This is a genomic window from Leuconostoc mesenteroides subsp. mesenteroides ATCC 8293, from assembly GCF_000014445.1.
Classification (GTDB): domain Bacteria; phylum Bacillota; class Bacilli; order Lactobacillales; family Lactobacillaceae; genus Leuconostoc; species Leuconostoc mesenteroides.
In genome coordinates, this window is record NC_008531.1 from 1,640,675 (window position 1) to 1,666,711 (window position 26,037).

The window sequence follows — 26,037 nt, forward strand, 5'->3', positions numbered from 1 at the left end:
AATTAATCCTCCAAAATATAATTTTTTTCAAAATAAAAGACCTTAGTGACTTGATTAGTCTTCGGGTCATTGGTATGTGATTTAGATTGGGTTGTTTGCCAATCGTTTTTTTCTAATAGCCTTGCCAATGATATTTCTGTGTCAAGAATTGGCTTGGTGAAGTTAATTCCGTAAAATATCTGTACTTCAACACCATAATTCATGTTTCTAAAACGGTTGTTGGCTCTCTTATCCAAGTCGTTAACCGTTTCGGTCACAAGAACTACTGTTGAGGTGACATTTTCGAGATATTCTTCATCGATACTTGTTACAAAAACAACATCAGCAAAACTCATTGCTTCTATGAGTTCTTGAACTTCAAAAATGGGTAGTATCATCAATTACCACCTTTCAAAAGTCGTTGATATTCAGCATATTGAGCCGCTAACACAGCTTGTCGAGAACTACGCCTAGCATCTTCAACAAAGTGATCACCTGGAATAAATTTTGTCCCATCATTTAATATTCTTGCTATACGACCATGGTTTATACCTTTTTTAGTAAAACCAACTAATGAGGTACCATCACGAATGTAATCAATATTTGTTCCAGAAACTTCAATTGAATCAGCCAAGTGAGTTACCTGGCTAGTGTCTTTATGATTTTCATCATAATGTTTGGCTTTAGTAATATCATGGAGCCTTGTCTTGTATACTTCCGCTCCAACTAACGTAATCTTTTGTCTCTGCTTAACGTTAGGAACTAATTTGTTCACATTACGTAGCCATTGATCTAAAGCATCATCAAGTTCCATCAAATGCCCCCAGTGGTTCTTTAGTAATGGTGATGTAGTCAAACGAAACCGGTGTATTACTTTCATCAGATGAAATATATTTGATGTCGTGAACCTTACCAGTTTTTACAAAGCGAACTTTCAAGTTCTCTGTAAGGCTCTCATTGTGCCGTACAGAAATTATTTTAGTTTCTTGTATACTTGTCCCAAAAATAGAATCAGATTGCGTAATCGAGCGACTACGTGGCGCATATCGCATTTGGCTAGTAGAGGACACGAAGCTAGGTGCTTTTTGTCCTGTGTTTTTGTTTAAAACAGATTTAACAGTTCCAAACTCAACTTTTCCAATAAAATTACTTGGTTTTAATTTTCCGCTAACCATTAGTTCCGACCACCTTCCATCTGATTTTGTTCAGCATGTACTGATAAGACTTAGGATAAGCAATTTGTTGACCAGATAAAGCACCACGATTATAGTAATTGAAATCAACTAATGTTCTAACTGCTTGATTGAATATTGGTAATTTGCGATATATTTCAATATCGATAGTACTGTCGATTGAACCGCGAGCATCTTCTTCAGCATATCCAATCAAACTCTTAAGAACATCATCATCACCATCAATAGCTAAATAGTCTTGCATATCACCAACTGTGACACCTGTTGATGTTGAAGGCGCACGAGGTGAATTTGTTTCATCTGCCATGAATTACTCCTTATTCGCCACTGCCAGATGCAGGAGTAGCCGTGTTAGTAATAAAGTAACCGGCTTTGTCATCAGCTTGCTTAACTCCAAATCGGAAAGCAGCACCTAGGTAACGGCCATAAATTTTGCTGTCTTCCCAAGCCAAAGTAATTTCTTGACGGTTAGGGAATAGAACACCACGCTTTGTGTCACCGATAAATGCTTTTTGGTCACCAGCGTTACCAAATAGTTCATCACCAATCACATAAACCGGTACTCCCAGCAACGTCTTTCCGGATGCTTGTGCTAATGATGCAGTTGATTCTTGAAGTAAGTAACGTCCGTTCTTATCTTTCAATGTGTCAACGGCATTGTAGAATGATTGGCTAGCAATAATAACACGTGCATAAGCTGTATCTAAATCAACATTCAAAATGTGCTTTACTTGGTCAGCTAATGTATCACTCGTAGTTGACTTAGCAGTAAATGCTTGCAAAACTGGTGCAATTAAGGCGTTATAAGTGTTAACCTTCTTTTCACCGATTGATTGACCAACCAATGCTGTCAAATCGACTTGTGTGTCAGCAATTGATTCTTCTGAAAGAGGAATTGCACCACGATAAGTATCGACAGACCAGTCTACTTCCTTGAAAGTAGGTTCAGCTAAAGCAGGGTTTTCTGCTAATTCCTTAACAGAATTGAAACGATCGGTTGCACGTTGCAAAATAGGATACTTACCACTTGGAGTAGTAACTGGTGTCTTGTTAACCAAAGTTGATAAGTCAACAACTGAGTTAACTTCAGCAGATGGATCATAAATAATTTCTTCTGGAATCAATACACCAACTTCTGACGAAGTAACTTGTGAAGCAACTGCATCTGAAATCTTTGCACCGCGAGAATGAATGAAATCATTAATGCCTTGCTTTTTTGCAGCAAGTTCAGCGGCCTTATTGTCCAAAATATTAGTCTTTTTACCAGGCTTTTTAGGCTCTGGTTCGACGTCTTCAAAGCTCTTGAGTTGAGAGTTCAAAATATCACGGCGTGTCTTAGCGTCCGTCAAGTCATCTTGAGCCTTCTTAATATCTTCTACTGAAGCAGAATCATCTTGAACCATGTTGTTCAATTTAGCATTCAAATCAGATGCCTTGGTGCTAGCGTCACGGAATGCCGCTTGTAGTTGTTCTTTAGTCATATTTTTCTCCTTATTTACGTAAAATAGCCAACTTAGCTTGCACGAGCTTGTCGTGTTCACTTGGTTGACTATCAGTTGCGTTAGTTTTCAATTTTTGATTTTCACCAACCAAATCTTTGATACGATTGATAATTTTGCGAGGTAGTACATTATTAACAGAATTAGTGACTGGCTCTTTTTCAAAAGTCATTACTTCATCAACTAATCCAAGTTCTAATGCATCGTCAGCATTAATCCACGTCTCTTTATCCATCAAGGCAAGGAACTCATCTACTGGACGCCCTGTTTTTACAGAATACGCCTTAGCTATGGCCTTGTCGGTGGATTTTAGCGCGTTAGATGTTTTATCCAAGTCATTGTGGTTACCACCTGCATAAGTTGACGCATTATGTATCATTAGTTGAGCAACTGGCGAAATTTGAACAGTATCACCAGCCATTGCAATAATCGATGCAGCACTATAAGCTGAACTTTCAATTTGCGTAATAACTTTACCAGGGTAATTTCGTAACGCTGTGTAAATTTCATTCGCAGCATCAACTTCTCCGCCTCCTGAATTAATTCCAATTTCTAAATCAGAACCATCAGTAGGTAAGTTGCCTAAAATATCAGTTGGTGAGGTAACAGTCATGCCTAACCAATCACGATATATTTCTGCATCATCATCATTAGTGATCATGCCTTTAATATCTAACTTCATTCACTTTCTCCTTTCCCCTGCGTCGATGGAACATAGACAGGTAAATTATTAGGCAACACACCATATTGCTTCAGCATGAATTCAGCCTGCGCTTGACCCAAAGTGCCAACTTTAACCATGTCGTTGATTTGGCTAACACGGGTAGCGTCGTCAACATATTGCATATCAAGTGTTAAATCTTCTGCATTCATTTTCAAAGCAATTTCATCAATTTCTGGGGCTACATAACTAATTAAGTTCTCGTAGTACAAGTTCTTGATTTGTGTGCTGTTGCTGTGCTGACTTTCTGTACTATTACCACCCCCTAACATGTCTACAGGTACACCAAACGCCTTACTAATCTGATTAGCAGAATACTCTGCGTTATTGTTTAACGCTTTGAATACATCAGCTTTCATCTCAAATTGACTGAACGTAGAATTGGAATCCAAAACCATCAGTCGGCCATTATTTGAGCCGTTATTAGCTTTTTCAAATGCATCACGTGCTGCATCAGCATCACCCTGTTCCAGCAGTGCGTTACTAATCTGTAAAACAGAAGTTGGCGTGATACGATTTTTAATCAAGTTCAAGCTTTGGTCTGTACTTGCTGTTGAAACGGTCAGCTCTTTAGTCAAACTTTCTAACGGTGACATCCCCACAAGATATTGGTAGGTTGCGTCAGGCATTAACCTAAAGTGAAGTATCTGGTCTTGTGTTAATTTGCGTTCAGGGTGGTTGTTGTATTCAGCTAATGTATAAACAGCGCCTTGGTTCGCGTTGTCAATGTCAACGCTGATAATCGAAGATGGCGGTATTTGTTCTAAATAATCTAAATCCAACGGCACATAAGCATTACCACTCAGCAGTAACTGAATAATAACGCCTTGCCAAAATGAAAAACGACCAATCAACTTTGAAGGTTGGTTAAGTCGTTCGCTTACGTACGTGTTTTCAGTTTTAAATTTAGCACTAGCAATATCACTGGCTATTCGATTAATGACACTAAATATGTCACTGTTTTTTAGTGCGTTTGCACCACTTATATATCCAACAGGAAGACCCGCTATTTGTGAAATAACTGGATCATATCCGTGCGTACTGGGATAAGTTGCGTCACTGATTTTATGTTGTCGATTTCTCGAAGTCATTAAACCCATTCATTTATTCCCTCCTTTCCATATTGAGAATTATCGCCATGGCTATAAACAGCAGTCCTGAAACGATAAAACCAATAATTACATTAAAATAAAAAGCACCGATATCAATCAGCGCTATTCCTATAATAAATAGTATTGCCGCTAGCCAGTTATCAAAAAAATTAGATATACTTTTCATAATTTTTACTATCATCCAAACATCCTCTTAAAGTAATCTTTTTTCTCATCACGGCTCAAATCATTAAACGGATTATAATCATCCCCTTTAAAATCTTCAAAATAGAACTGTGCTCCAGTATGTGCGTTGACCAATGCATCAGATGTATCGATATGATCGCTTGTTCTATTCAAACGGTCAATCTTAACAGCTCCACCTCTGTCTTCAATCAACACAGCATTTGTAAATCCATCAATCAAAAGTGGGTCATTCAAAATAGCAGCGTTACCGTTGATGAATTGTGCTTGCAAATCTTTAGTTGGATTAGACAGCACCTGTGAAGTTGGTCGAACGGTAGATACCGGCCATTCATCGTGGTAGTTTTCGATACGTTTTAACAGCCAATCAGATAAGTTGGGGTCTAGTGCAATCATCTTTACTTTCAAGTCATTATCAGCAACGAACTTTTCTAACCAATGATAAACCTGGTCTTTATCGATTGTTCCCTCTGGACTTCTGGTTATTTCACATAGCCCTTGCTTTTCAAGTTCACGATAATTTAAACCATCTTGTTTTTCCTTAGCTTCAATAGTTTTGGCCTGTGCAAAAGGAATAAAACTGAATTGTTTACAAAAATATTTATCCCTTTTCACTTCACGATAAGGGAATATAAAACCGAATGAGGTATTATCGTTACTTTGACTACCATCAAATCCGATATAAACATCACGGCCATAAATATCAAAGTCATCAATGATATTCTTCTGAATGTTTTCAAGAGATAAATAACTATTTTGGAACTTACGACTCCAAATATTCAATGATTTATTTACAAACGTGGCAAGTTCGCCACTTCTGTCAGCATCATCTCTATCTTTAATTAAACTATTGATTTCAGACTTATACTTGTCCTTGTCCATCTCGTTTAAGTTAGGGTTTGATTTGCTCCAAGTATGTTCTTCAAATACTTCATTTTCACTATCTTGAGCGTAAATAATTTGAAATGTATTATCTGCTTCACGTAAATTGTCCTGTTCGATAATTTTACGCATTAAATCTTGGTCTTTTTTAAATTTAACCTTTGCATTAGGATAAGCAGTTGATATCTTGACAAACATACGATTTTTTATACCGTTTTGACCAGATGTTATTTGTCGCAATGTTTCGTTTTTATCAGGTTTAAGATTACCAATTTCATCATAAACAGCGATAACGTTGTGAAAGGAATCAAAACCGCCACCTTCTGATGTTCCTTTACGAATGGTGTTCTTGCTGATACGACCTATTACTTGTTGTGTTTGTGCATCAACATCATTTTCTTTAGCCCAAGCAGAAAACTCTGGCATTTTTAATAACTTCTTGGCCTGAATGGAAACATCGTTAAATAACTTAGTGGCATGCTCGCTGTCATAGCTAGCAACTAGAAAATCTTGTGATGTTGCTTCCGCAGCAACCATAAAGTAATAAAAGTTGACCAACATGGATGCGATAAATGTTTTACCCTGTCTACGGGCAACGCTTATATTAGACGTTGTAAACCTTGTACCATTCTCTTCCGTACGCCAACCTAATAAGCTATCTAATATAAACGACTGCCAGTTATAAGGCTTCAAAGTGACCTTAAAATTATCAGGGTTAGGCAGTATCCTTGTAAAGTTTTCAATCATAGTCACATATGCAGTGTCATAGTGATATGGAAAATCGTTGTCACGCTGTCTACCCAAGTCTTGCATATGTCTAAAGCAAGCTAGTTGCGCATCTCGACCAGCTATATACTTATCAGTGAACAAAACATCAAAGGCATATTGAGTAGCTGGATCGTTATATTTATCTAAATAACGTTTATAACGTCTCTTTTCTGATTTAACAGCACCTTTAATGTCTGTTACACCTACTAAATTAAATGTCTGCACCGAACTTCACCAACCTTAAATTATCTTGCTTGTTTTCCTTAACACCAATGTCACTTGAAACCAGTTGACCAGACCTTGCATCAAACGATAATCCTAAGTCAACAGCTAATGATTTTAAAGTCTTGATACTGTCATTCATTATTGAGTATGCAGGATTCTTCTTTGAACGATCATATTGTGTTTCTTTTCCTACGACTACTTCTTCACCTGTTTCTTCGTCGATTTCTGTTTTATCAACTTCAAAACTAACAAATATGCCATTCTTTTGAACATCTGATTCAGCCATTCTATATGTTCCATATAAAGAACAAAAAGCTTCCAGATTGACAGTATCTATTTGCTTGATTGTTCCAAGTCGCTTTAATTCTGGAACTAACTTTCGCCACAGCGTTACACCATAACCATCCAAATGACGAGGAGGGTTGTCTTGCAGTTCAGTAAGTTCACTTTGTTTTTCCTGAAACTCTAAATTACGCTCACGTTGGTCTGCTCTGACAGATTCATCAGTGCTAGTCGTTCGTTTGCGACCCGAATTACGTTTATTTACCAAACAAACACCCCCTTTCGTCAAAAGTTTGTGGTATACTAAATGCATATTAATAACACGTTAAACGTTGATATAACAACGTTTCAAATTCTAAAATAGCCCATTCAAAAATTTTTGATTTCTGCATTTGCAAAAAACGAGGACGCCACCTTGTGGCGCTCCCTCCGTTTGCCCCCACCCGGGGGTATTTTTTATTTGTACCCGAATAATAATCACTTATACTGCTAAATTAATCTGTAAAAGCCGTACGATTAAACTCGGCTCCAGCTTTGCAACGCGTTAACCCGTTTTATTGCGTTTACGAAGGCAACTCCTTGATCTTGATTATCTCCAAACGAAATTATTTTCGTTTTATTATTCTTATTCAACAATTTCAATCTAATCAATTCGTTTGTTAGTTGATTAGCTTTCGTTCTGTTCTTCATATCGATTCCTTTCGTTGATGAACAATAACTTGAATGATGAACAACCAATAACTAATGTTGATAACTAAGTTCATCATCAAATGTTAAACAACATCAATCATCTTTCCTTTCATCATGACGTTTAATTGAATCAAGTATCCATTGTCTTACTTCATCCTTACACCATGACTTGCTAGTATCTATGTTCTCTAGGAATAAGCCATCAGTATAGACATCATCTTCAAGCATACCTTTGTACCAATGACACCTCTTGCATATCACCCATAGATTATCCTTATCCAGTTGCTTACGCTTATCTATCTTTCTGGGGATGATATGGTCTACAACTAAGTAACCTTTGGTTGTACTTGTACGTCCACAACATTCACATGTGAACATAGCTTGTTGCTTGAGTCCTGCTGATAGATGCTTCCACGTCTTATTGTGGTAGAACTCATTGGCTTCTTTGTCACGCTTGTTAGCGTTGTACTCACGTTGTTGTCGCTTACGTTCATAAGATGACTTAGGTTTGAACTCTGGCTTAGGTCGATACATTGCCTTGTGTATCTCACAGTATGGATTTTCCTGTGTATAAGGTATGGTATTGTGACAGTCAGGCTTACGACATATCTTTACTCTAGCCATTTGTTTCACATCTGTGCGTTTTTCATAGCTATACGTCCTTGCCTAGCCATATTCAACATGTCTTTCAACTTGCTTAATTCACCAGCTGTAGACATTCTTGTGCTGACTGTAATCTCACGGACGTGCATACCATCTAGAGCCTTAGGACTGCTAACAAACTTAGTGACCCAACTGCCATTAACGACAACGGTTGCTCGCGAACGAATAGATTTCACGTTCTCGCCAAGACGCTTTTGATTGTCTGCATAACTAATCATGCTTGCAATCACGTCCATTTTATCTTTGCAAAGAAATATATTTACTGCATCATTCATAATTTTTATTCTCCTTAAATTTATGTATACAAAAAGCCCAACTCAATTTAATGAGCTGAGCTTACATCACTTGAACAAACTCCAAATACTTTTGGTCGTCTTGTGATAAACACTATTCTTTACTGACTTACTAGGATTAGTAATTAAGCCAGTTCCTTTCTTGCCATACGCAGGATTAATAGCAGACTTAACCGCTCGCTTAGCACGTCCAGTTGTTCTAGCACTGATAGACTTCTTGATTGATGGTGTTCTCATTCCAAACTTCATATACTCATACCTCACTTTATGACTACAATTATAGTTCCTTTTTAAAATTAACGTTGAATTAAAATCCTGCATAGGGTGACAACTTTGCTATGTCATTTACAACATTTTCAAAATCTTCTTCTGTCCAAAATCTTGGGTGTACTACCCCATGTCCTACATTATTACGGTTTTGCCCACCTGCGAAAGGACTAAACTTACCATAATGATTTTCCAATATATCGTTTAATATATGGACTAGTTGTGGATTATCACTATTCTCAGATATTGCAAATTGTATTAACTCTTTCCCAACCTTCTTTTTTCTATTACTTTGGTTACGCGGATCAAGCATTCCATATTCTGTGGTTGTTGACCTTATTGTTTCTTCAAGATATGTGAAGAAAAAAGGTAGTAATACAGAATAAGCATCATTTCGTGATTCGTAGATTTCAATTGCCACTTGTATGTCTGGTAACCAATTCCAAAAATGAGCCGTTATTTTTATGTCGTTTAGTTTTTTCAAAGTTTCGTTTTTTCTCATATTAAAAATCACCTTAATCCTGTATAAATCGATTATACTACTAGAATTATCAAGCAGAAGTATTTACTGCAAAATAAAAAGCGCTTATAGCGCTTAATCAATTAATTCATTTTTTATTGAAGTTTTTTCTAAAGTTATGGCATTTTTTAACTCTCGATAATATTTCCTAAATGCTTTTGCTGATTTTAATACTTCTGATACGTTTTTATTTTCCATGTTATGTCTGATTTGAGACAATCTTTTTCCTGCCTCGGTGGCAATAATATCCATTTTTTTAAAATCATAATTTTCCGATTCTGAAGTCATTTGTTCTTCAATCCAAGATGCCAATTCATTGTGATTATTTTTAATAAAGTTATAGTGTTTAGTAACTTCGTTGTAAATAAAAACCATTCCTTCAGAACTTTGTTCGACACTCTCACAAACAAAAATTATTTCTGATGACGCGAGCCAAATGCTCATTGCCGAATTTCTAGCCCATGTTAAATCTTCAAATCTTTTTTCAAATAGAAATTCCTGTTTTTGTTTTTTTAATTGTTCTTCAAAATTCTTTTTATCTATACCCTCCTGCCTCTTGAATTGAAACTCTAGGACAATATAAGTAATCAAACCTGCTGGCAAAAAGCCCAAATAACTACCCCAAAAGCTTAACCAATCGCCTTTTATCAGATGTTGACCGAAGAAAAGTGGAATATATTCAATCAATACGGGAACAATGATAAAAGCCAAGATAAAAAATATGTAAGTCCATTTGTGTTGACTACACCATTTAATTAACTTCATTTCTCCAACCTCCAATAGCAGTTATTATACTATAGGAATCGTTCATGTAACTAAAACATTATCTCATCTACTCATGAAATAAATAAAAAGAATATTGATCAGAAATAAGATACCAAAAATTATTTGTGTCTTGTCTATACAGTCATTTAAACGATTGTGCCATAACATGTTCCATCTCTTCTCTTTTTCGAGAAGTCGAATATCATCTTGAAGCTTGCTGATAATTTCATCACGCATTTTTATCTCATTGCGCATTTCAAACTGTTCATCTTTCAAATGAGCGATCATGTTATTGGTCTGCACCATGTTTTTAACTAACATCTCTATATCTGATTCACGTTTGATGTTCTCAAAGTTAATGTCTTCTCTTGCGAATGCCATATATATTCTCCTAAATGTTGTGCACATCATAGTACGTTATAGGCCATTAATTCTCTAACCACTTCATGTGGCTCTTGTAGTCAATCTGTCTGTTCTCCATCACTTCCGACCTAACCTGAATACGCGAGCGCTCATGTCGTGCAATGCTCTCTGTTTTCATCATGTCAGCGTGCTTACGATTAACATCAGTCGCCTGTTTGATATGTCTACGTCTCTTGCGTAGTTTTTTCTCTGCTTCATTCATGTTTATCTCCAAACAAAAAGCCCAACCTATTCACGTGGTTGAGCTTTTAAAATATTCAATTTATTTCTGGGCAGCTTTATGCAGAAATGCATAATACTCATACAGAGCTAACGCTACGAACATAACTAAAGCAATGTAAATCGCCCCAGATACTGCTGTGACAGCTACTACGGTCAATCCAATCGCTGAAGTTGTGAAAATCAACGAAAACTTTTGAAGTTTAGTCAACTTGTCAGTATCTCCTTGAAATGACACTGAGGTCATAATAACACCAACTAATATCATTAATCCAAAGAAAATATGTAATGCAATCATAATTATCTCTCCTTTATGTACGATGCCTTACCCCAACAATAATCATAGAAGAACACATCACGAATATTGCTTCCAATATAAGGCACCTCATTAATAATAGCATCTTCTGAAAGCGATTACTACTAAATTTTGCCAATTAAAAAGCATCCGTTAAGATGCTTTCTTGGTGACCCATATCACTTTATGATATTATCAATACTTTTTTCAGGAGAGTATAGAATGCTTGGGTTACCACACGTTAAATGCTAGCACACAAAGTTACCTTTGTCACTAACATATTTTATGTACGGTGCCTCACTTCTTGCGATGAGAAAGAAGTTAAATACGGTAATAGGAGTATTTATGTGAGACACCTTACAAACTATGTTAACACTATACGTTACTAATTTCTAGGTCATTTTCAGTCTGATTTATTAGTTATCTTTCGAGTTTTTGCCACTATTTTTATTTTTACCAACTGTATACCCAATTTGAAAAGTGGATATCACCAAAGCAATTATAGATAAAACCATTGGCCCATATATATAAATTTCACTCATTTTTGTTCCTCCAAAATTTTGGAATTTTTCTTATAGTCTTGATCATACAACGATTTATTATTTTCGAGCACCTTTAAATCACTTTTAATTACATTCAATGAACTGCCGACACCTTGGTAGAAATTTTGTCTTGCTCCCAAATCTACGTGAAGCTTGTCTGTGTCTTTTGGAGTTTCCGTTTGGTTAACCCTCAACGCATTCACATATGATGTCGCCTTGTAAATCACAGCGTTAAGATTTTGACGATAAACTTGATAATTCATAGCTTGATTTTTAGACAAACTTGTTGGATTTATGGCTTCAATAGTTTCAAAGTTTTGTTGAAGACTATCAAGTTGAAATCTAAATTGACCATAATCAAGTGTTTCATCTCCGCCATTGTCAATTTTATAAATCATCAGATCCAAATCATATTCAGCTAATTTTGCTGAATTAATCAGAATTTTGTTTGTATTGTCGCTGTACCTTTTACTTTGATTCCATTGATATATACCACTAAAAGCAGATATAACAACAGCAATTATTGTCAAAAACCAAGTTACAACTTGCGACAAAGTAATTTCTTTCTTGCTCATAAATCATCTCTCCTTTTACAAGAAAGATGATACCACATCATTGACTTCTTAATTATCAACAATACCATTATTGCACTGTTTTTAGGTCAAAAACTGTCTAAAAACTCGCATGTTTTCGCTACTCCGAGTTATCCACAGGCTGATAAGCAAATACAGACTTTCGATATATCTGCTTAATATTCTGCAAATCTCTGTGGCACTGGCTCTCTGATTTAGAAAGCATTCTAGCTACCTGACTCCAACTACGCTTGCGTCTACGATCATATCGCAAGGATAGCATGGCTCTTTCTTCTTCAGTGAGTATCTTCAAAAAGTTAGACATGCACCACTTGTCACGGATAAAGGACTGTAACGCATAATCACTTTCTTCAATAATCAACTGATTATCCAGAACTCGGTTCTCTTTATTTTGAGCAGTGCCACCGCCTATATTTTCATCTACCGTTTCAGGTGTCTGCAATTCTATCTTACGTAGCTTAATCTGCATGTCGATTACACCCGAATAATAGTCGCTTAGGTATCTGTCTATTCTATCTGCCACACTCCGCTCCTTTTAATGATATAATTACCAAAAAATAAAAGGTCAATTTAATATATATGACACAACTTATACTTTACATTTTGATATATTCAATGATTTTTTTCTTATCAATTACTTTAATAATTGGATTTCTTATCCATAGTCACGGTACCAAAATTATTTCGGTATTTGGTATTTTCATACAAGTATTAATACTAGCCTATCTACACTTATAAAGCATTTCAATGACTGTGAATTTCTTGTGCCATTCGTTCATTAATCACCCTTCCTCATGGATACATAAAACATAGCTGCATCAAGGCTGAAAATAATTACGTATGTCAACGCTAATTCAAAATTAATGACCATGAACAATCCAGCGATAACACTAACTATCATTAGCAAGACACATATTGTCAGTCCTGTGATTTGTAGTTTTCTCATAAAATTACCTTACCTTTATTAATTTCATAACCCATTGCTTTGGCATAACTATATATCGATGATTCATTACAGCCAGCTTGTTTAGCGATTTCATGAACGTCCGTAACGCCAGCTTTCCTCAACTTTTTAAACTTCGCTACTCGTTTTTGCTTGGCTTCTGACGGGGTTTCTTCTGGCGCTTTCACGAGCCCTTTTTCAATTAACTTTCTGCGCTTGGCATATATTTGAACAGTGGTTTTACCAATCGCGTTCGCAATTGCCTTGAATTCTTTACCTTCAGCGAGCATAGAAATTAATGTTTCCGTTTGTTTATCGCTCCAGTGGCTTGAATTTTCACCGCCTGGTTCTATTTTTAATTTTGACTGCATCCACTCGGCAGCCATATCAAATCCGAATTTTCTTTCCTTGTAACAAAATTCAGCTGCATAGTTCGTCATTATTATTTCTCCAGTTCGTATATCTCCAATCGCGGGTTATCTTTGTCGATATAAAAATCATGATCATATCCTTTGATGTGTTTGATATTGTCGTTCCCTAAAAACGTCACCCCTCGAACATTAGCCTTTTGCATGCCATCAAATATGAATTTTTTTATGAAATCCCAATTATCAGGGTCAATTCGTCCGTCTGCTAAGTACCAGTCAAATTTCAATTTACAAGGCCAATTAAATATAATACCATCAACCATAGCTTGTTCAACTATTCTTTTAGCATATAAAGTTCCCTTCTTTTTCAATCCGGAACCTGCATATCTATTCGTTCTTTCTGCATTTATATACTTATTCAAAGTTTTATCTCGGTACTGCTCGATATTGAAATAAATTTTATTGTTAGTCATCTTCTAACTCGACCATTTCTAACCTCCCTTTGGTTTTGTATTTCTTGTCAGATACAAATCTATTGACATATGACGGTCGCGTCATGAACATCAAAGTATCAAATGATTTACCTGTCTTTCTGGCGATCTCAGCAGGTGTTCCATCTGCAATAAATTCATCACCTTTGTACAATGCCCAAATTCGTCCTGATTTCGGTTTTATCCTAGTAGCCATATCCCTTCCTTTTCATTTGCTCTCACGTCCACAGAAACCGTCTTATTTGACGTTTCAAATGTGGTTTAGTGTATTTATACCCTAAACAGTGTTTAATGCTTTAAATTACTTCTGCGACATTAATAATCTTTAACGATTAGTTTTACGTTCTCTCTTTCGTCATCTACTAACTGAAATTGAGTTATCGGCCTATCAATTCCGCCAGCGTCATGTTTAACAAACATGTCAATAGATTGTCGGTCTTCATATTTTTGAAGCATTTTGATTAACCCGCTAATTGATGTTGTGTTTTTGTTGATTCCCATTGTTAATCTCCTGTATTTAATCTATGAACCTCTGCTATGCGCTCATCTATCTTGATACCTGTTAGGTGGTGTTTCTGTAAGAATGTCTCAATTCCTAAAGAGTGCGCCTCCTGATGATGGATACGGCATAATTGCACGGCTCTGTGCTTCAAATGGTTAGTCTTGCGCCTGTCTACCCCTTGACCAATCGTGTCTAAATGGTGCAAGTCACTTGGTCTCTTGCCACATATCACGCAACACTTGTTCATCAGACACTGATATTCCCAGTGCGCTATTTCCTGTGGCTCTAATTCATTCAACGGCTTCACACTCAAGCTGATGTTATGCAAAACTGCATAATCTAATAACATGTTGATGAACTCGTTTGTATCTGACTTGTTGCCCTTGACTGCGCTCAGGCTAAATTCACCAAAGTCTAATCCGTGGTAATACTCGTACGTGCCGTAAAAGTGTCTTCTTGTGCTTTCTACGGTTTCTAACCACGCTCCGCCTACTTGTGACAACCAAATGTCATTAAGCAGTGCAAACGCAAATCTGCGCTGTTTTGGTGTTGGCTCATTATCATCACTAGCTATCACTGACAGAACTTGTTGCTGATTAGTTGCGTGATACTTCTGCAATGTGTGCAAATCATCATCGCTCATTCGCAATGTGACTAACCCTTTGTTTGGATCTAGCTTATTCACTTGTCCAAATAATTCAGTCACTATTCGTCGACTACCTTACGAACCAATAACGGTTCATCAAACCCAAATACTTCTGATTCCTTTTTCGTCTTGGGACTTCTAACAATTTTCTTCAAGCCATTAATATATTTCATGCAATCAGGCTTTGTGCCGTGAAAATACACGTGTTTAGTTTTATATCCAAATACTTCACTCATCTGTTTACCTCAAATTTCCTCTATACCCCAATTCCAAGGTTCACTGTCAACGCACATGCGCTTTGCTAATGCGTACTCCACATCATCAAACTTCGTGAACACTCTCGGGTCTCGCATAATCACTCTGTCGTTTTCTGTACAAATCATTTGATAACTCATTCTCTGACATCGCCCAATCCGTCAAACACAACCGTGTTCTCTGCTTTTTTTGTAATAAGTCGGCTCACAATCTTCTTGTTGTACATGCGCTCCAAATCGCCTCTATCATTGTTTGTGGTCACGATAGTGCTGTAACGCTTATTGCCGTCTTTATCTTTCACTTGCCTTGCCTCAGCAACTCGAAACCAGAACTGCTGCAATCTCTCAGTGGCACTACCTTCGTTTTTCATACCACCAGCTTCAGAACCAAAGTCATCAAGTATCAACACATCAACTTCACGCATTGATCGCTCAATGTTTTTTATCTTGATAGCTGCTTCATTGTCATTGAAGTCATACATAATCAGTTCTCGTAAGTCCATAACGCTGACAAACATACTCAACTTATTCGAGTGTTGTTTCAGTGCATCAATGATTGCTAACACCATGGCTGTTTTACCAGTACCAGCTTCACCGTAGAACAGAACGTTGAAATTACTATCAAACATTCTCTTAGTGATATCTGCTGACTTTTTCCAAATGTCATGGGCTAACTTTTGATTAGGTTGCACTTTTGGGTTCCACTTCTGAAATGTGAACGTCTGCTCACCGCTAGTTCCCCACACGCTATCTCGCTTGTAGATACGTGCCCTGTTATTAAACAGTGCTTGACGAACTCGTTCCTGGTCTTCACGTTCTACTTTTTCACGCCATGCTTGCAATTCTTCATCGCTAACCTTGTTCTTGGCAAATCGTTCATCGTTTTCTAACATTTCCTTGAGGCTATTCATCTTGTTCCATAACCTCCGTTTTCAATCTTTTCTTTCTTAGCTGTGTTTCCATATCCTTTGCTAAAAGTTCGCTTTTTTTCTTCCGCTTCCAATGCTTCAATAGTGAAAATACCGCTGTTATACCAACGTTTTGTAATACCCCAAACGTATGAGAAAGAATTTTTTCCATTATTGACTGCAATTTCAATAGCTTTTTCCAATATTCTAGTTGCTTCATCAACATCTGAATTATCAGCAAAGTCTCTTAACTCATCTTGAATATTTTGTGAAGTAATACCACCAACAGAACCAAAACCGTTATTCTCAAACAGTGATACTATTTTTGAGTACGGCGTATCTTTCTCTGTGTCTAACTCTTGTTCTAACTCTATGTTCTTACTCTTACTCTTACTCTTACTGTCGTAACAGGTTGTTACATCACTGTTACTTTGTAACGTTTTTTGTTTTTGTCGTGCTCTAAATTCTCGAACTCTTTTAGCTGAACCCGTTTCAGAACCTGTCAAATCAGGCGTTGCAACTAAATAAATATCCTCTGTAAAATCTGGGTGTAATATTAATTTTTTGGCTTCTAAGTAGGCTAGTAATGCTCGCACATCTTCTACACCTTCATCTAACATCAGAGACAACTCTTCTGCTAAATCTTGCCCTGCACCTTGGAAATAAATAGTGCCGTTTGTATCAGCGCTCTTGACTAGCATTTTTAAATAAATAATTGTATAGGTGTCTCCACCAGCCATTCTTCTAAGTAATTTAATATAAGGGTCAGTGAAGAAATCCTGCCGAATTTTTATCCAAAAATATCGCTTTTCTTCCTGTTTGTTATCTGCCATGTTTCTCCTTTGGGCTTCACACCCTTTCGTGTGGTTACGCCACATCGTCATCATACGAATGAACATCAACGAATCGAGCGACTTAAACTCTTTTCACTGGGTTAATCAGTTTAGTGACGATGATCGGGTCATATCGACCTTAATTTAATTGTTTGGCGATTTCAGAAAGCATTTGTTTGAAATCTTTACCGGTGTAAATGTCGTCATCTTGAATATCGTCCCAAACTTTCGAGAACTCATATTTAATCGCTTTTTTTACTTCCTGAACTTCTGTTAACTTGGGTGGTTCAGATTCCAATGCTTTGGCTTGAACAAACTCTAGATTCAATAACTTCGTTAGCGCTCCAGTTGGTTTACCAGTAGCAGTGAAATTACTAATCTTTAACCAGTCAGCCTTAATGGTCAATGGTGTTTTAAGTTGATACGATTCATTACGTTCATCAATTTCTTTTTGCAACACTGGTTGTAATTGCTTTAGACGGCCAACATTCCACGTATTTTGTTCTTCCGTAATATCCTCAATAATTGAATCAGCAGTATCCTTAACAGCGAATAACCCGCCATTGCGCTCAGTTAATTCTTGTTCATAATCCTTAACATTTTGCTTCACTGATTTCTTGATTAAGTCAGATACTTGCTTCATATCTTTCTTCAAAGCAGCCATACTTTGAGCATCTACCTTGCTACTAATGGTGGTCACTTCGACACCGTCCAATGTTGCTCGTAAATCGTTCCAGTTTTGTGCCACACCGTTTTCAAAACTAATCAATGGCATTACTGTTTTTGGCTCACCCATTTCACGTCCTCCGAAGTCTCATTCTTTTCAGCAAAAGGATTAGGCGCATCACCTGTATCAACTCCAGAAAACGGATTATCGCTTTTTTCTGCTGGTTGATTGTCAATAATTTCTGGTTCAACGTTTTGCTCTTCAGGAGTGATTTCTTCTGTTTCCGGAGTAACATCACGTGCTTCACGCTCATTCTTATCATCTTCGGCAATAGCTTGCGCAACCTTAGTTGTCTTAGGAGCAAACTTAAGTAAGTCTTTCATCACGGTTTTAATTGCCATTGCATCAAAGTCTGTATACCACGGGGTCTGTGGTGTTTTACCGTAACGATCTTTATGGTCTGGACCCTTATAAGTTTGACTGAATTTCGTAGCATGGTTAATCACTCGTTGAATTGGCCAATATTTGACGATACGTTCACCATCTAAGTAATAAAATGCCAAGTATCCAGCTACTGGACTTTCACCGTCTACGTATGGATCATAGTTTTCATTTTCCATTGTGAATTCATCAAATACATAGTTGTAATGTGGCTTGTTAGCCTCATACACAACACTTCCACCCAAACGACCAACACGTCCGGTATTTTGTACAAGCTTGATAATTCCTCGATAGCCTAGTTGGAACTGAGCTTTAACATCTTTGGTTACCCACTTACCATCTACCTTTGCTCGCTTTCCATACGGAATGACATAGGCTTCACCAAGGTCTGGCAAGACAGATAAATCAAGAATGGCTGCTCGCATTGCAGCGTTTGTTAGGTCATTCATATTTGTTTTTGCTAAGTCTGGGTTTAATGCCACAACCGTTGACAATCCGCTTAAGAAACCGGCTGCGTTGTCCTGCAGTATTTCTTCAAAATGCTTTTGCATCTTGTCACTGTTAATAATTTTTTGAACTTGCGCTACTTCATTTGCCATAATTACTTCCACTCCAATTCTTTAATTGCTTCTTCGCCATACGTGCTATAAGGCGTTAATATTCCCTTGTAAACACCGTTTAGGCAGTTCTTTTCCAAATACGTGCCAAGTGCTTCACCGGCACAAACGACTTCTTTTGTTCCAACTTTGACCACATAAACGAAGTAGCATTCTTTTTGCAATTCTTCGTAAGTCATCCACATAAAGTCGGCTTCATCTGTATTATTTAATGCATAAACATACAAACATTTCTCGTGAAACGGAAAGGCTTCTTTTCCCTCAAAATAATCATGCTCAAAATCATTTCGTGGTTGATATGGTTCGGGTAATGTCACTACCATTTGCATTTACCTCGTTTCTTGCTATAATCGAGATATAAATTTCATTCCAATAATTTATATCTAGCGCTTTAACTGTTCCAGCAGTTAGGCGCTTATTTTTTTGTTCTAAATTCATCTAAGCTGACATCTAGTGCATCAGCTATTTTTTCCATGGTGGAAAACGTTATTTGTGTTCTGGCGCCTGATTTGATTGGGTATAAAGTTCCTAGCGAAATACCGGATTTTTTAGATAACCAATACCAGGTTTTGTTGATCCTATTTAGTTTTTCATCTATTTTTTCATTAATTTTCAAGGTCATTTTCCGTCCTTGTTTTATTATCTATAAGCAATACAATGTAATTACAGACGTTCGGTTAATGCGAACTGACGTTTGTAAATTTGAGAGTATCCGATTATCCCAAAGGATACAGAAGGAGAATTACAATGGGACTAAGACCAAAACCTCAGCATGTTGACCCAACACAAACGTGGGAAGATCTTGATAGATTTTTGCAACAAAATTTTTCACAAGGCAGTAAATCAAAAGAACCAACAATCGTCTACATTGATCCAGATAAATATGTCATGAACACCAAAGAAATTATTCAATCCGCTACAGAAAACGGATACAAAACAACAATTATTCCAAACGGAATGATCAAGTTCGAGTAATTAATTTTTGCTCTAACTCAGTAATTTTTGAATCAGTATAATTTTGGTTTATTACCGATGTACCACGCAACACTTCGATATTTGTTTTTAAAGAAATTACCTCTTGCTTTAAATTGGTAATTTCTTTTTTTAATTCATTAATTTCTTTTCCCATTGTTCTTCTCCTTATTTAACCCGCATGTACTTGGTGCTACCATCTGTGCCACCCATACGTTCCAAGCGGTGCTTATTACGTTGATGCTCACGCTCTTGTGACTCACCTTGTATCATGCCACCTGCGAAAACTACGCCTAGCACGATCGCTACTGCTATTACTTGTAAAAACCACATGTCATTCCTCCTTATGCAGCTTGCAAAAACTTATTAATAAAGTATTGCTGTCCCTTACCAGTTACCTTTGGTGTCTTAGTTGTTACGTTTACCCCATTTGCATTGATATGGTTATGTTCCTTGATTTCGAACAATCCTATTTCCATGCTCTTTTGAGTTGGCATGTTGTAGTCTGTTCCCTTACGGCGAATTAGATAGCCATTCTCACGCAACCAGGTAAACAATCGATTAGCTCCTGTATCAATTCCATTCTGTTTCAACAGCTTGGCTAGTTCGCCAACCAAGATACTTGTTTGACTTGCGCTCACTGCATCAGCGAACAATGCTTTGGGTTTCATTTCAGCAATGATTTTGTCTTTGTGTTCAAGTAGTTGCTGTGAAGCTTTCAAACCCAATGCCATTTGATAAGATGGATCACTTGCTAATTCCTTGTAACGCTCCTCGACTTGGATAAAGTAATTACGCACTTGTTTACCATTTTCGTTACGTTGTAACATTGCAATTTCTTTTGCTGTGCTAATTGTTAGATTGTATTCAATGCTTGGGCGACCGCCTTTTGGGGTTTTGGACAAAAAAGACCAAAAGTCCGTACCATCTACAAATCCATATTCAATCATTCGTTCAATCCATTTGTTGAATTGAGTTTTTACTTCCAACGCCTTGTGCAAGTCTCGCGCATTAACAAACTGTTCTCCCGATTGAGTTGTATCAATCTTGATAATTTCTTCCATGTTGTTTACCTTCCGTAAAATTTTGTGTGTGAATCTATCCATTCCTGAACTGCCTTTTTTGGATAACCATCTTTCATATTTGGTTGTTCGATATAAGGAAATCCATCTGAATAGATATATTTATTAACGTTGTTGATGCCAACTCCTAGAAACTGAGCCAACTCTGTTTTATCCATGATTTCTGGTAATTGACTCTTGTGGAAAAACTTTATGATTTCATCTAGTTTTGCAAGTAGCTGCGTTACCATCCGATCACTTCCTTTCTAATGTTTGTTTTGTGCTATCCTTTAGTTAATGACATGAAAGGAGAAACACAATGATAAAATTTGGAGATTGGTTAGCTGAATTTAAAGATGTTGATAGACCAATAGGTGATTTAGCAAATGACATGATCAGTGAAAATGCTATTGATACTTTCAACAAAGTTACATCTGTTGATGAATTGCCTTCTAACTTAACTGGAGAAGTTTTAACTGTTGCAATTCAGGCTTTTGAATATTATCTTATTGATACTTCGGTACAATAATTACTGTGTAATCATCTGGCAGTTCAAGTTCGTGTTTAGCGTATTTAAGTCGTATTTTTATATTAGCGACATCTTCGCTCTCAATTAATTGGGCTGTTTTTGTTTTGCCTGCGTTATACGCCATGTTTCTTACTTCCTTTCTAAATGTCTTGAATATCCAACAGCTGTCTAACTTTGGCTCGTACCTCTCGTGATTGCTTGTTGATGGCGTAGGTGTTAATAGCTAAACTCAATACTGCTTCAGTAACACCAACCGCATTAGCTAGATCACGTTGGGTCATATCTCGGTCGAATAGACCGTCTTTGACGCGCTTTTTGAACATTTTTGCTACGTCCACAATCATTTGTTCTGTCATGTTGCCTCCTTTCTGTGTGGTAGAATTTATCTAAAAGGAAATTAGCGCAATGCCAATCAAATTACACAAATCTGCCGAAAAACTTTTAAAAAGAATAAATCAAATCCCTGATGGAGAGTGGATGTTTTTTACCGATAAAAATAAGCTATCTTCACAAGAAGTTGCAGACCTTAAATTTCTTACCGCTCACGATTTTATTAAGACAATCGATTATGGTGATGGTGATTTTGGCTCACAATCTCGAGCAAACGGACGTGTTTATTTTTCACAGGATAGACAAAACAGATTCGATCGTTTTTTGACAAGTTTTTGGTACCCTCTAGTTGTTTCACTAATTTCATCAGGCGCTGGGTACGTCATCGGATTTTTAGTTGGACAAAATTCCAAGTAAGAATCCAACAATGACATCAACAATAATTATCGTTATCATTGCCCCTTTGTTTTTTATCAAATATTCTTTAAACGACATGTAATTTCCTCATTTCTCTTAACTAAAAATTCAGTACCATCAATCCAAACAAATAAGTCTGCTTTGATGTTGAAATCGTCAAATATTTTTCGAACTAGTCCCTTATGCGGAAAAATAGCTAAATTCAAATCTCTAGTTGCGCCTGTCACAACGGGGATTTTTTTGTTGCCGTCAACATAGAAATATAAGTATTGGTATTCCCTAGTTATTGTTTCAACCATATCTCTCTCCTTTCCTACAAAACTTAGTAAGTTTCATATAATTAGTTGTAAGTTTAGCTTTACAAGTCTAACAAGTTAGACTATAATGACATAGTAAACAAGCATAAACAAAGGGCTACTAACCTTATCACTCCGCCAAGATAGATAAATTTGTAGGTGTTTTTGTTTTGCTTAAAACTTAGTAACTAACTTACAAGAATTAGTATAGTACAACTAGTTAGACTTTGCAACACTTAATTCTGACTTTTTAGACTTTTCTTGTATGGATATGGAGAAAAGACTTATATGACGCTATTATCAAGAACAAAAGATACTGTAAAAAAACGTGGAATTTCTATGGAAAGACTAGCAAAAGAGATTGGAATTTCAAAATCTGGGATTTATCAATGGGACGTGCATGAGCCAAAACCGTCAACAATTAATAAAGCTGCTGACTTTTTACATGTGTCTGTCGATTATTTAATGGAACGAACCGATGACATGAATCCAACTTCTTCAGATGATTTAACAGAGCCCCAAAAGCAAGTTGCCTATTTCATTGATCCTCAAGCAACAAAAGAAGATATTGAGCAAATAAAAAAACTCGTCGAAATCGCAAAACTCTCAAAAAGAAGATTGTGAGGCTCACGATGTATGACGAACGTAGAATTTTATATAGATAAATTCCCTGATTACACCTTTTTTGGAATTGAAGTCCCACACCACTGGTACTACGGAGAAGTGAACAAAGTTGGGAACGAAGTTATTATCTTCGTAAATATTTTGCAACCTGAATGGCAACAGATAGATACTATTTTTCACGAGGCGGGTCACGCTTTATTCAGTATGTATGGCGATGACAAAAGGTGGTCAATGAAAACAATGTTAGCTGAAAAACAAGCAGAATATGTATCAAATCATTTTAACATCTAAGGTATAATTTAATTATTATGTGCTAAGCGTCCACATTAAAAAGCTAGAGAGATTGGGAGATTTCGTATGTCGTCACTATTTGTACTAATATTCTTTGCGTCATTAATTTGGTTTTTTATTGCACGGAGAAAGGATAAAAATTCCAACGGTAAGACTACCAGAAAAACTTGGTATATACTAATCGTTGCAGTTATTTCGTTTATGTTGATAGGCTCGAGCGCAAAAAATCAATCAAAGGAAAAAAATACAAAGTCGCAACAGTCTTCCAGCGAAAAAAGCAATTCAAAAGTTGTTAAAAATTCTTCTAGCAGCGTTTCAAAAAATAGCTCATCTTCAAAAAGTAGTCCTAGCGTAAAAACGGAACCTTTGAAGTCGAGAATCAACTCTGCACTACTCAAACACTTGACGGAAGACCAAGGCTTCGCGAATGGCACCCTTGATGAAAATGGCAAGCCTTTACCAAACGGTGAAACCAGAACACCAAATGATGTTTTTGCATGGTCGAAAAGTATATCAAAAATGGTCTACTATGATGCAGGAACAGACGCAATAAAGATATATTTCACTGAAGATGCAATGAAAAATTTGAGCAAATCAGAAGGACTAAAAGTTGCTCAATCAGCACAAAGTATGGCAGCAGGTACTTTGTTTAGTGAAGTTGCAGCGTCAACGAAAGAACAAAATAAAATAGAGAAAATGTTTGATTTAGATACTGCGCACAAAATGAAGCCGTACGTGGTTTTATGCGATAACAACGGCAACGAAATAGCTAGAACAAGCGCATGGGATAACCAGTTCAAACCTAAAGACTTCCAATAGTATTTAAAACAAGACAAAAAAGCACACCCCAACCTGCAAAAGTTCACTGGGTGTGCTAAAAGTATACTACAAACGCACGGGGCGTTCTATTAGATTATAACAGATATAAGCCCTCTTTTTAAGGGAGATTTTTGTATGGCTTCAATATATAAAAGAGGTAAAACATTTACCGTTAGTGTATCCGTCCCTTATCAAGGCGGATATAAAAAGAAAACTAAATCAGGTTTCAAAACAAAAACTGAAGCAAATCAATGGGCTATTAAAACAGAAGGTTCTAAAATAGATGTCGATATTGATTTTAAACCGTCACAACTCCTTTCTTCCTATATAAGTGACTGGATTGATACATATAAAACAGACGTGTCACGTTCAACTCATGTTGGTTATGAAATGACTTTGAAAGCTGTTAGCGAATACTTTGAAAATACATCATTAGATCAAGTAACCCGTCACGATGCGCAAAAATTTTTAAACGAGTACGGCCTCTCCCACTCTCTTGCCACTAGTCAAAAAGTCAAAGGACATTTAAGCGGAATATTGAAAGACGCTGTAGCTGATGGAATAATAAAAGTTAACCCTTTTGAAAGAGCAAAACCACATGGTACTAACGCCAAGGATAACTCACTGAAATTCTTAGAGTATGCTGACTTCAAGCGCTTTATAGAATATCTAAAAGAAAACCATGAACCTACCCATGACATTATGTTGGTAGCTTCTTTATCAGGTGCTCGTTTAGGAGAAGTATTAGCCCTTACTCCTAATGACATCGGTAATAGAACAATCAATATCAGCAAATCTTATGAAGAACGTTTGAATATTGTAAAAGAGCCTAAAACTCCTAGTTCAATCAGGACTGTAGACGTTCCGGGATGGTTAACGGATTACTTACTTACATTATCCAAAGACAACAATGAAAGATTATTTGATCGTCAGCAATCCAGTGTTAATCGTGAATTACAAAGAATATTAACACGATTAGACATCCCCAAAAGGATTACTTTCCACGGACTAAGACATAGTCATGCTTCTATGTTAATTTCTCAAGGTGTTGCTGTAGAATATATTAGTGAAAGACTGGGTCACAAAGATATTTCTATCACTCAAAAGACGTATTTACACCTCTTACAAGTGAAGCGAAATAAGGAAATTTCACACACTATCACGCTTCTTAATTCACTATAATTTTCGATATTTACTACAGTTTTACTACAAGGGTATCTAAAAACCTTATGTACCAGTACCCCTAAATCTTATTCAAAGAAACAGCTCGCAAACCAATGATTATGCCAATGCTAATTTTGGTTTAAATAAAAAACATCTAGAAAATAATCTAGGTGTTTTTTTATTTCACAAAATTATTACTAATTCACATTACTTTGATTCAAAGTCCAACGTGATTCCGGTGTCGTTGGTAAAATCATTAAAATAAAGAACCAAATATTTCCGATAATCGGAATCAAATCAATAAATATCCAACCAGCACTTCGATTTGTATCGTGCAGACGGCGTGCTTTCAAAGTAAAAGTAGCAATCCACACAATTATCATGACGATTCTTGTTGTCAAATTAGTAGACAAGTCACCAACAGTGTAGATATCTTCAATTGAATGACCTTGCATATTTTCCAAGATGCTAACTAATATTCCACCCAAAAAATAATTGACAATTAACGGTACCCAGTACTGTGTCCTTGTTGCCGTTGCATGCCAAGAAAACATTTTTGTCCAAAATTCACGATAAGCATTAATCATATGATTTCCCCCTTTTCTCTCATCATCAATCAATGATAACACTCTTTTTGGAAAAAAGTTAATTTAGAGAATCAAGCTAGAATATGTTGACAATATAAAAAGCAGCTTACTCTCAAACAACAATTTCCAAAGCTTACACTGGGTAAATTATTATTTTCTCATC

50 protein-coding genes are annotated in these 26,037 nt (G+C 36.5%); 7 read left to right on the forward strand and 43 right to left on the reverse strand.

The window, feature by feature from the left end; all coding sequences use genetic code 11:
• Positions 1–2: 2 nt before the first annotated feature.
• From LEUM_RS08030 to LEUM_RS08180, 35 genes are all read right to left on the reverse strand, one after another.
• Positions 3–377, reverse strand: a complete 375-nt coding sequence (locus LEUM_RS08030) for a DUF806 family protein (RefSeq protein WP_010292990.1) — start codon at positions 375–377, stop codon at positions 3–5.
• The gene (locus LEUM_RS08035; RefSeq protein WP_011680282.1) at positions 377–793 is read right to left on the reverse strand and encodes an HK97 gp10 family phage protein; all 417 of its coding nucleotides are present in this window, start codon (positions 791–793) and stop codon (positions 377–379) included. Before LEUM_RS08035 ends, LEUM_RS08030 begins: the two co-directional genes overlap by 1 nt.
• Positions 783–1,154, reverse strand: coding sequence for a phage head closure protein (locus LEUM_RS08040; protein WP_010290312.1), 372 nt, complete (start codon positions 1,152–1,154; stop codon positions 783–785). Before LEUM_RS08040 ends, LEUM_RS08035 begins: the two co-directional genes overlap by 11 nt.
• A complete protein-coding gene (locus LEUM_RS08045; RefSeq protein WP_011680283.1) occupies positions 1,147–1,479 on the reverse strand; it encodes a head-tail connector protein in 333 nt (110 codons plus the stop codon). The genes LEUM_RS08040 and LEUM_RS08045 overlap by 8 nt, the downstream gene beginning before the upstream one ends.
• Before the next feature lie 10 nt (positions 1,480–1,489).
• Positions 1,490–2,653, reverse strand: coding sequence for a phage major capsid protein (locus LEUM_RS08050; RefSeq protein ID WP_011680284.1), 1,164 nt, complete (start codon positions 2,651–2,653; stop codon positions 1,490–1,492).
• Between the two features lie 10 nt (positions 2,654–2,663).
• Positions 2,664–3,353, reverse strand: coding sequence for a head maturation protease, ClpP-related (locus tag LEUM_RS08055; protein WP_011680285.1), 690 nt, complete (start codon positions 3,351–3,353; stop codon positions 2,664–2,666).
• The gene (locus tag LEUM_RS08060) at positions 3,350–4,492 is read right to left on the reverse strand and encodes a phage portal protein (protein ID WP_011680286.1); all 1,143 of its coding nucleotides are present in this window, start codon (positions 4,490–4,492) and stop codon (positions 3,350–3,352) included. Before LEUM_RS08060 ends, LEUM_RS08055 begins: the two co-directional genes overlap by 4 nt.
• Positions 4,493–4,496: 4 nt before the next feature.
• Positions 4,497–4,685 carry a hypothetical protein gene (locus LEUM_RS08065; protein ID WP_010286651.1) on the reverse strand — a complete coding sequence of 63 codons (189 nt, stop codon included), beginning with the start codon at positions 4,683–4,685 and terminating at the stop codon, positions 4,497–4,499.
• Positions 4,682–6,562, reverse strand: coding sequence for a terminase large subunit (locus LEUM_RS08070; RefSeq protein WP_011680287.1), 1,881 nt, complete (start codon positions 6,560–6,562; stop codon positions 4,682–4,684). The genes LEUM_RS08065 and LEUM_RS08070 overlap by 4 nt, the downstream gene beginning before the upstream one ends.
• Complete coding sequence (locus tag LEUM_RS08075; RefSeq protein WP_011680288.1) at positions 6,549–7,112, reverse strand: phage terminase small subunit P27 family; 564 nt, start codon at positions 7,110–7,112, stop codon at positions 6,549–6,551. Before LEUM_RS08075 ends, LEUM_RS08070 begins: the two co-directional genes overlap by 14 nt.
• Positions 7,113–7,360: 248 nt before the next feature.
• Positions 7,361–7,534 (reverse strand): hypothetical protein, encoded by a 174-nt coding sequence (locus tag LEUM_RS10725; protein WP_011680289.1) that lies wholly within the window; start codon positions 7,532–7,534, stop codon positions 7,361–7,363.
• 93 nt (positions 7,535–7,627) lie between these two features.
• Positions 7,628–8,158 (reverse strand): HNH endonuclease, encoded by a 531-nt coding sequence (locus LEUM_RS08080; RefSeq protein ID WP_041775251.1) that lies wholly within the window; start codon positions 8,156–8,158, stop codon positions 7,628–7,630.
• Between the two features lie 5 nt (positions 8,159–8,163).
• Positions 8,164–8,472, reverse strand: a complete 309-nt coding sequence (locus tag LEUM_RS08085) for a hypothetical protein (protein WP_011680291.1) — start codon at positions 8,470–8,472, stop codon at positions 8,164–8,166.
• Between the two features lie 66 nt (positions 8,473–8,538).
• On the reverse strand, positions 8,539–8,739 hold the full coding sequence (locus LEUM_RS08090) for a hypothetical protein (RefSeq protein ID WP_010280522.1): 201 nt from the start codon (positions 8,737–8,739) through the stop codon (positions 8,539–8,541).
• Positions 8,740–8,797: 58 nt separating this feature from the next.
• A complete protein-coding gene (locus LEUM_RS08095) occupies positions 8,798–9,259 on the reverse strand; it encodes a hypothetical protein (RefSeq protein ID WP_010280523.1) in 462 nt (153 codons plus the stop codon).
• Positions 9,260–9,352: 93 nt separating this feature from the next.
• Positions 9,353–10,042, reverse strand: a complete 690-nt coding sequence (locus tag LEUM_RS08100; protein ID WP_011680292.1) for a hypothetical protein — start codon at positions 10,040–10,042, stop codon at positions 9,353–9,355.
• Between the two features lie 63 nt (positions 10,043–10,105).
• Positions 10,106–10,423, reverse strand: coding sequence for a hypothetical protein (locus tag LEUM_RS08105; RefSeq protein ID WP_011680293.1), 318 nt, complete (start codon positions 10,421–10,423; stop codon positions 10,106–10,108).
• A 46-nt stretch (positions 10,424–10,469) separates the two neighbouring features.
• Positions 10,470–10,667: a hypothetical protein gene (locus tag LEUM_RS08110; RefSeq protein ID WP_010292058.1), complete on the reverse strand. Its 198-nt coding sequence runs from the start codon at positions 10,665–10,667 to the stop codon at positions 10,470–10,472.
• Positions 10,668–10,727: 60 nt separating this feature from the next.
• Positions 10,728–10,982: a hypothetical protein gene (locus LEUM_RS08115; RefSeq protein ID WP_011680294.1), complete on the reverse strand. Its 255-nt coding sequence runs from the start codon at positions 10,980–10,982 to the stop codon at positions 10,728–10,730.
• Between the two features lie 413 nt (positions 10,983–11,395).
• Positions 11,396–11,521, reverse strand: coding sequence for a hypothetical protein (locus tag LEUM_RS10920; RefSeq protein ID WP_010292084.1), 126 nt, complete (start codon positions 11,519–11,521; stop codon positions 11,396–11,398).
• Positions 11,518–12,096, reverse strand: a complete 579-nt coding sequence (locus LEUM_RS08120; protein WP_010292081.1) for a hypothetical protein — start codon at positions 12,094–12,096, stop codon at positions 11,518–11,520. The genes LEUM_RS10920 and LEUM_RS08120 overlap by 4 nt, the downstream gene beginning before the upstream one ends.
• A 118-nt stretch (positions 12,097–12,214) precedes the next feature.
• On the reverse strand, positions 12,215–12,637 hold the full coding sequence (locus LEUM_RS08125; RefSeq protein ID WP_010292079.1) for a DUF722 domain-containing protein: 423 nt from the start codon (positions 12,635–12,637) through the stop codon (positions 12,215–12,217).
• Positions 12,638–12,892: 255 nt separating this feature from the next.
• Positions 12,893–13,060 (reverse strand): hypothetical protein, encoded by a 168-nt coding sequence (locus LEUM_RS10730; RefSeq protein WP_010292076.1) that lies wholly within the window; start codon positions 13,058–13,060, stop codon positions 12,893–12,895.
• Positions 13,057–13,497 carry a hypothetical protein gene (locus LEUM_RS08130; RefSeq protein WP_010292073.1) on the reverse strand — a complete coding sequence of 147 codons (441 nt, stop codon included), beginning with the start codon at positions 13,495–13,497 and terminating at the stop codon, positions 13,057–13,059. The genes LEUM_RS10730 and LEUM_RS08130 overlap by 4 nt, the downstream gene beginning before the upstream one ends.
• A gap of 2 nt (positions 13,498–13,499) precedes the next feature.
• On the reverse strand, positions 13,500–13,898 hold the full coding sequence (locus LEUM_RS08135; RefSeq protein ID WP_011680295.1) for a hypothetical protein: 399 nt from the start codon (positions 13,896–13,898) through the stop codon (positions 13,500–13,502).
• The gene (locus LEUM_RS08140; protein WP_010292068.1) at positions 13,891–14,112 is read right to left on the reverse strand and encodes a hypothetical protein; all 222 of its coding nucleotides are present in this window, start codon (positions 14,110–14,112) and stop codon (positions 13,891–13,893) included. Before LEUM_RS08140 ends, LEUM_RS08135 begins: the two co-directional genes overlap by 8 nt.
• Before the next feature lie 119 nt (positions 14,113–14,231).
• Entirely contained in the window at positions 14,232–14,417 is a 186-nt protein-coding gene (locus LEUM_RS08145) for a hypothetical protein (protein ID WP_010286734.1), read from the reverse strand.
• Between the two features lie 2 nt (positions 14,418–14,419).
• Positions 14,420–15,124: a putative HNHc nuclease gene (locus LEUM_RS08150; protein WP_010286729.1), complete on the reverse strand. Its 705-nt coding sequence runs from the start codon at positions 15,122–15,124 to the stop codon at positions 14,420–14,422.
• Complete coding sequence (locus tag LEUM_RS10735; protein ID WP_010286726.1) at positions 15,124–15,300, reverse strand: hypothetical protein; 177 nt, start codon at positions 15,298–15,300, stop codon at positions 15,124–15,126. The genes LEUM_RS08150 and LEUM_RS10735 overlap by 1 nt, the downstream gene beginning before the upstream one ends.
• A 155-nt stretch (positions 15,301–15,455) precedes the next feature.
• Positions 15,456–16,229: a DnaA ATPase domain-containing protein gene (locus LEUM_RS08155; RefSeq protein WP_011680297.1), complete on the reverse strand. Its 774-nt coding sequence runs from the start codon at positions 16,227–16,229 to the stop codon at positions 15,456–15,458.
• A complete protein-coding gene (locus tag LEUM_RS08160) occupies positions 16,226–17,059 on the reverse strand; it encodes a phage replisome organizer N-terminal domain-containing protein (protein ID WP_010294269.1) in 834 nt (277 codons plus the stop codon). Before LEUM_RS08160 ends, LEUM_RS08155 begins: the two co-directional genes overlap by 4 nt.
• 139 nt (positions 17,060–17,198) lie before the next feature.
• Positions 17,199–17,855 carry a hypothetical protein gene (locus tag LEUM_RS08165; protein ID WP_011680298.1) on the reverse strand — a complete coding sequence of 219 codons (657 nt, stop codon included), beginning with the start codon at positions 17,853–17,855 and terminating at the stop codon, positions 17,199–17,201.
• Entirely contained in the window at positions 17,834–18,766 is a 933-nt protein-coding gene (locus LEUM_RS08170) for a recombinase RecT (RefSeq protein ID WP_011680299.1), read from the reverse strand. Before LEUM_RS08170 ends, LEUM_RS08165 begins: the two co-directional genes overlap by 22 nt.
• A 2-nt stretch (positions 18,767–18,768) precedes the next feature.
• Positions 18,769–19,107 carry a hypothetical protein gene (locus tag LEUM_RS08175; protein WP_011680300.1) on the reverse strand — a complete coding sequence of 113 codons (339 nt, stop codon included), beginning with the start codon at positions 19,105–19,107 and terminating at the stop codon, positions 18,769–18,771.
• 92 nt (positions 19,108–19,199) lie between these two features.
• Positions 19,200–19,406 carry a helix-turn-helix domain-containing protein gene (locus LEUM_RS08180; protein WP_011680301.1) on the reverse strand — a complete coding sequence of 69 codons (207 nt, stop codon included), beginning with the start codon at positions 19,404–19,406 and terminating at the stop codon, positions 19,200–19,202.
• A 125-nt stretch (positions 19,407–19,531) separates the two neighbouring features.
• On the opposite strand from LEUM_RS08180, the gene LEUM_RS08185 reads away from it, so the two are divergent.
• On the forward strand, positions 19,532–19,759 hold the full coding sequence (locus tag LEUM_RS08185; RefSeq protein ID WP_011680302.1) for a hypothetical protein: 228 nt from the start codon (positions 19,532–19,534) through the stop codon (positions 19,757–19,759).
• Here LEUM_RS08185 and LEUM_RS10740 read toward each other — a convergent pair.
• From LEUM_RS10740 to LEUM_RS08195, 4 genes are read right to left on the reverse strand one after another with little or no spacing between them, the layout of a single operon-like run.
• A complete protein-coding gene (locus LEUM_RS10740) occupies positions 19,746–19,913 on the reverse strand; it encodes a hypothetical protein (RefSeq protein ID WP_010288416.1) in 168 nt (55 codons plus the stop codon). The two genes, LEUM_RS08185 and LEUM_RS10740, sit on opposite strands and share 14 nt — an antisense overlap.
• Positions 19,914–19,924: 11 nt before the next feature.
• Positions 19,925–20,089: a hypothetical protein gene (locus LEUM_RS10745; protein WP_010288419.1), complete on the reverse strand. Its 165-nt coding sequence runs from the start codon at positions 20,087–20,089 to the stop codon at positions 19,925–19,927.
• A gap of 11 nt (positions 20,090–20,100) precedes the next feature.
• On the reverse strand, positions 20,101–20,820 hold the full coding sequence (locus LEUM_RS08190) for a phage antirepressor KilAC domain-containing protein (protein ID WP_011680303.1): 720 nt from the start codon (positions 20,818–20,820) through the stop codon (positions 20,101–20,103).
• A 5-nt stretch (positions 20,821–20,825) separates the two neighbouring features.
• Positions 20,826–21,068 (reverse strand): hypothetical protein, encoded by a 243-nt coding sequence (locus tag LEUM_RS08195; RefSeq protein ID WP_011680304.1) that lies wholly within the window; start codon positions 21,066–21,068, stop codon positions 20,826–20,828.
• A gap of 68 nt (positions 21,069–21,136) precedes the next feature.
• Between LEUM_RS08195 and LEUM_RS08200 the strand changes: the two genes are divergently transcribed.
• Positions 21,137–21,346, forward strand: a complete 210-nt coding sequence (locus tag LEUM_RS08200; RefSeq protein ID WP_010284703.1) for a hypothetical protein — start codon at positions 21,137–21,139, stop codon at positions 21,344–21,346.
• Here the strand turns inward: LEUM_RS08200 and LEUM_RS10750 are convergent.
• Together LEUM_RS10750 and LEUM_RS08205 are read right to left on the reverse strand one after the other, a co-directional pair.
• Positions 21,324–21,470, reverse strand: a complete 147-nt coding sequence (locus LEUM_RS10750; protein WP_011680305.1) for a hypothetical protein — start codon at positions 21,468–21,470, stop codon at positions 21,324–21,326. The two genes, LEUM_RS08200 and LEUM_RS10750, sit on opposite strands and share 23 nt — an antisense overlap.
• A gap of 16 nt (positions 21,471–21,486) precedes the next feature.
• Positions 21,487–21,702 carry a hypothetical protein gene (locus LEUM_RS08205; protein ID WP_011680306.1) on the reverse strand — a complete coding sequence of 72 codons (216 nt, stop codon included), beginning with the start codon at positions 21,700–21,702 and terminating at the stop codon, positions 21,487–21,489.
• A gap of 49 nt (positions 21,703–21,751) precedes the next feature.
• Here LEUM_RS08205 and LEUM_RS08210 point away from each other — a divergent pair, with 49 nt between their 5' ends.
• Positions 21,752–22,093 carry a hypothetical protein gene (locus tag LEUM_RS08210; protein WP_010291755.1) on the forward strand — a complete coding sequence of 114 codons (342 nt, stop codon included), beginning with the start codon at positions 21,752–21,754 and terminating at the stop codon, positions 22,091–22,093.
• 56 nt (positions 22,094–22,149) lie between these two features.
• Here the strand turns inward: LEUM_RS08210 and LEUM_RS08215 are convergent, their stop codons facing one another.
• Complete coding sequence (locus tag LEUM_RS08215) at positions 22,150–22,392, reverse strand: hypothetical protein (protein ID WP_010291746.1); 243 nt, start codon at positions 22,390–22,392, stop codon at positions 22,150–22,152.
• 285 nt (positions 22,393–22,677) lie between these two features.
• Between LEUM_RS08215 and LEUM_RS08220 the strand changes: the two genes are divergently transcribed.
• The 4 genes from LEUM_RS08220 (at position 22,678) to LEUM_RS08235 (ending at position 25,305) form a co-directional block, all read left to right on the forward strand.
• Positions 22,678–23,013: a helix-turn-helix domain-containing protein gene (locus LEUM_RS08220; RefSeq protein ID WP_011680307.1), complete on the forward strand. Its 336-nt coding sequence runs from the start codon at positions 22,678–22,680 to the stop codon at positions 23,011–23,013.
• 12 nt (positions 23,014–23,025) lie between these two features.
• Positions 23,026–23,304: a M3 family metallopeptidase gene (locus LEUM_RS08225; protein ID WP_010289971.1), complete on the forward strand. Its 279-nt coding sequence runs from the start codon at positions 23,026–23,028 to the stop codon at positions 23,302–23,304.
• A 66-nt stretch (positions 23,305–23,370) separates the two neighbouring features.
• On the forward strand, positions 23,371–24,123 hold the full coding sequence (locus LEUM_RS08230) for a hypothetical protein (protein ID WP_011680308.1): 753 nt from the start codon (positions 23,371–23,373) through the stop codon (positions 24,121–24,123).
• 135 nt (positions 24,124–24,258) lie between these two features.
• The gene (locus tag LEUM_RS08235) at positions 24,259–25,305 is read left to right on the forward strand and encodes a site-specific integrase (protein WP_011680309.1); all 1,047 of its coding nucleotides are present in this window, start codon (positions 24,259–24,261) and stop codon (positions 25,303–25,305) included.
• A gap of 179 nt (positions 25,306–25,484) precedes the next feature.
• Here LEUM_RS08235 and LEUM_RS08240 read toward each other — a convergent pair whose 3' ends face one another.
• Entirely contained in the window at positions 25,485–25,874 is a 390-nt protein-coding gene (locus LEUM_RS08240) for a DUF805 domain-containing protein (RefSeq protein WP_010286910.1), read from the reverse strand.
• Positions 25,875–26,037: the final 163 nt, after the last annotated feature.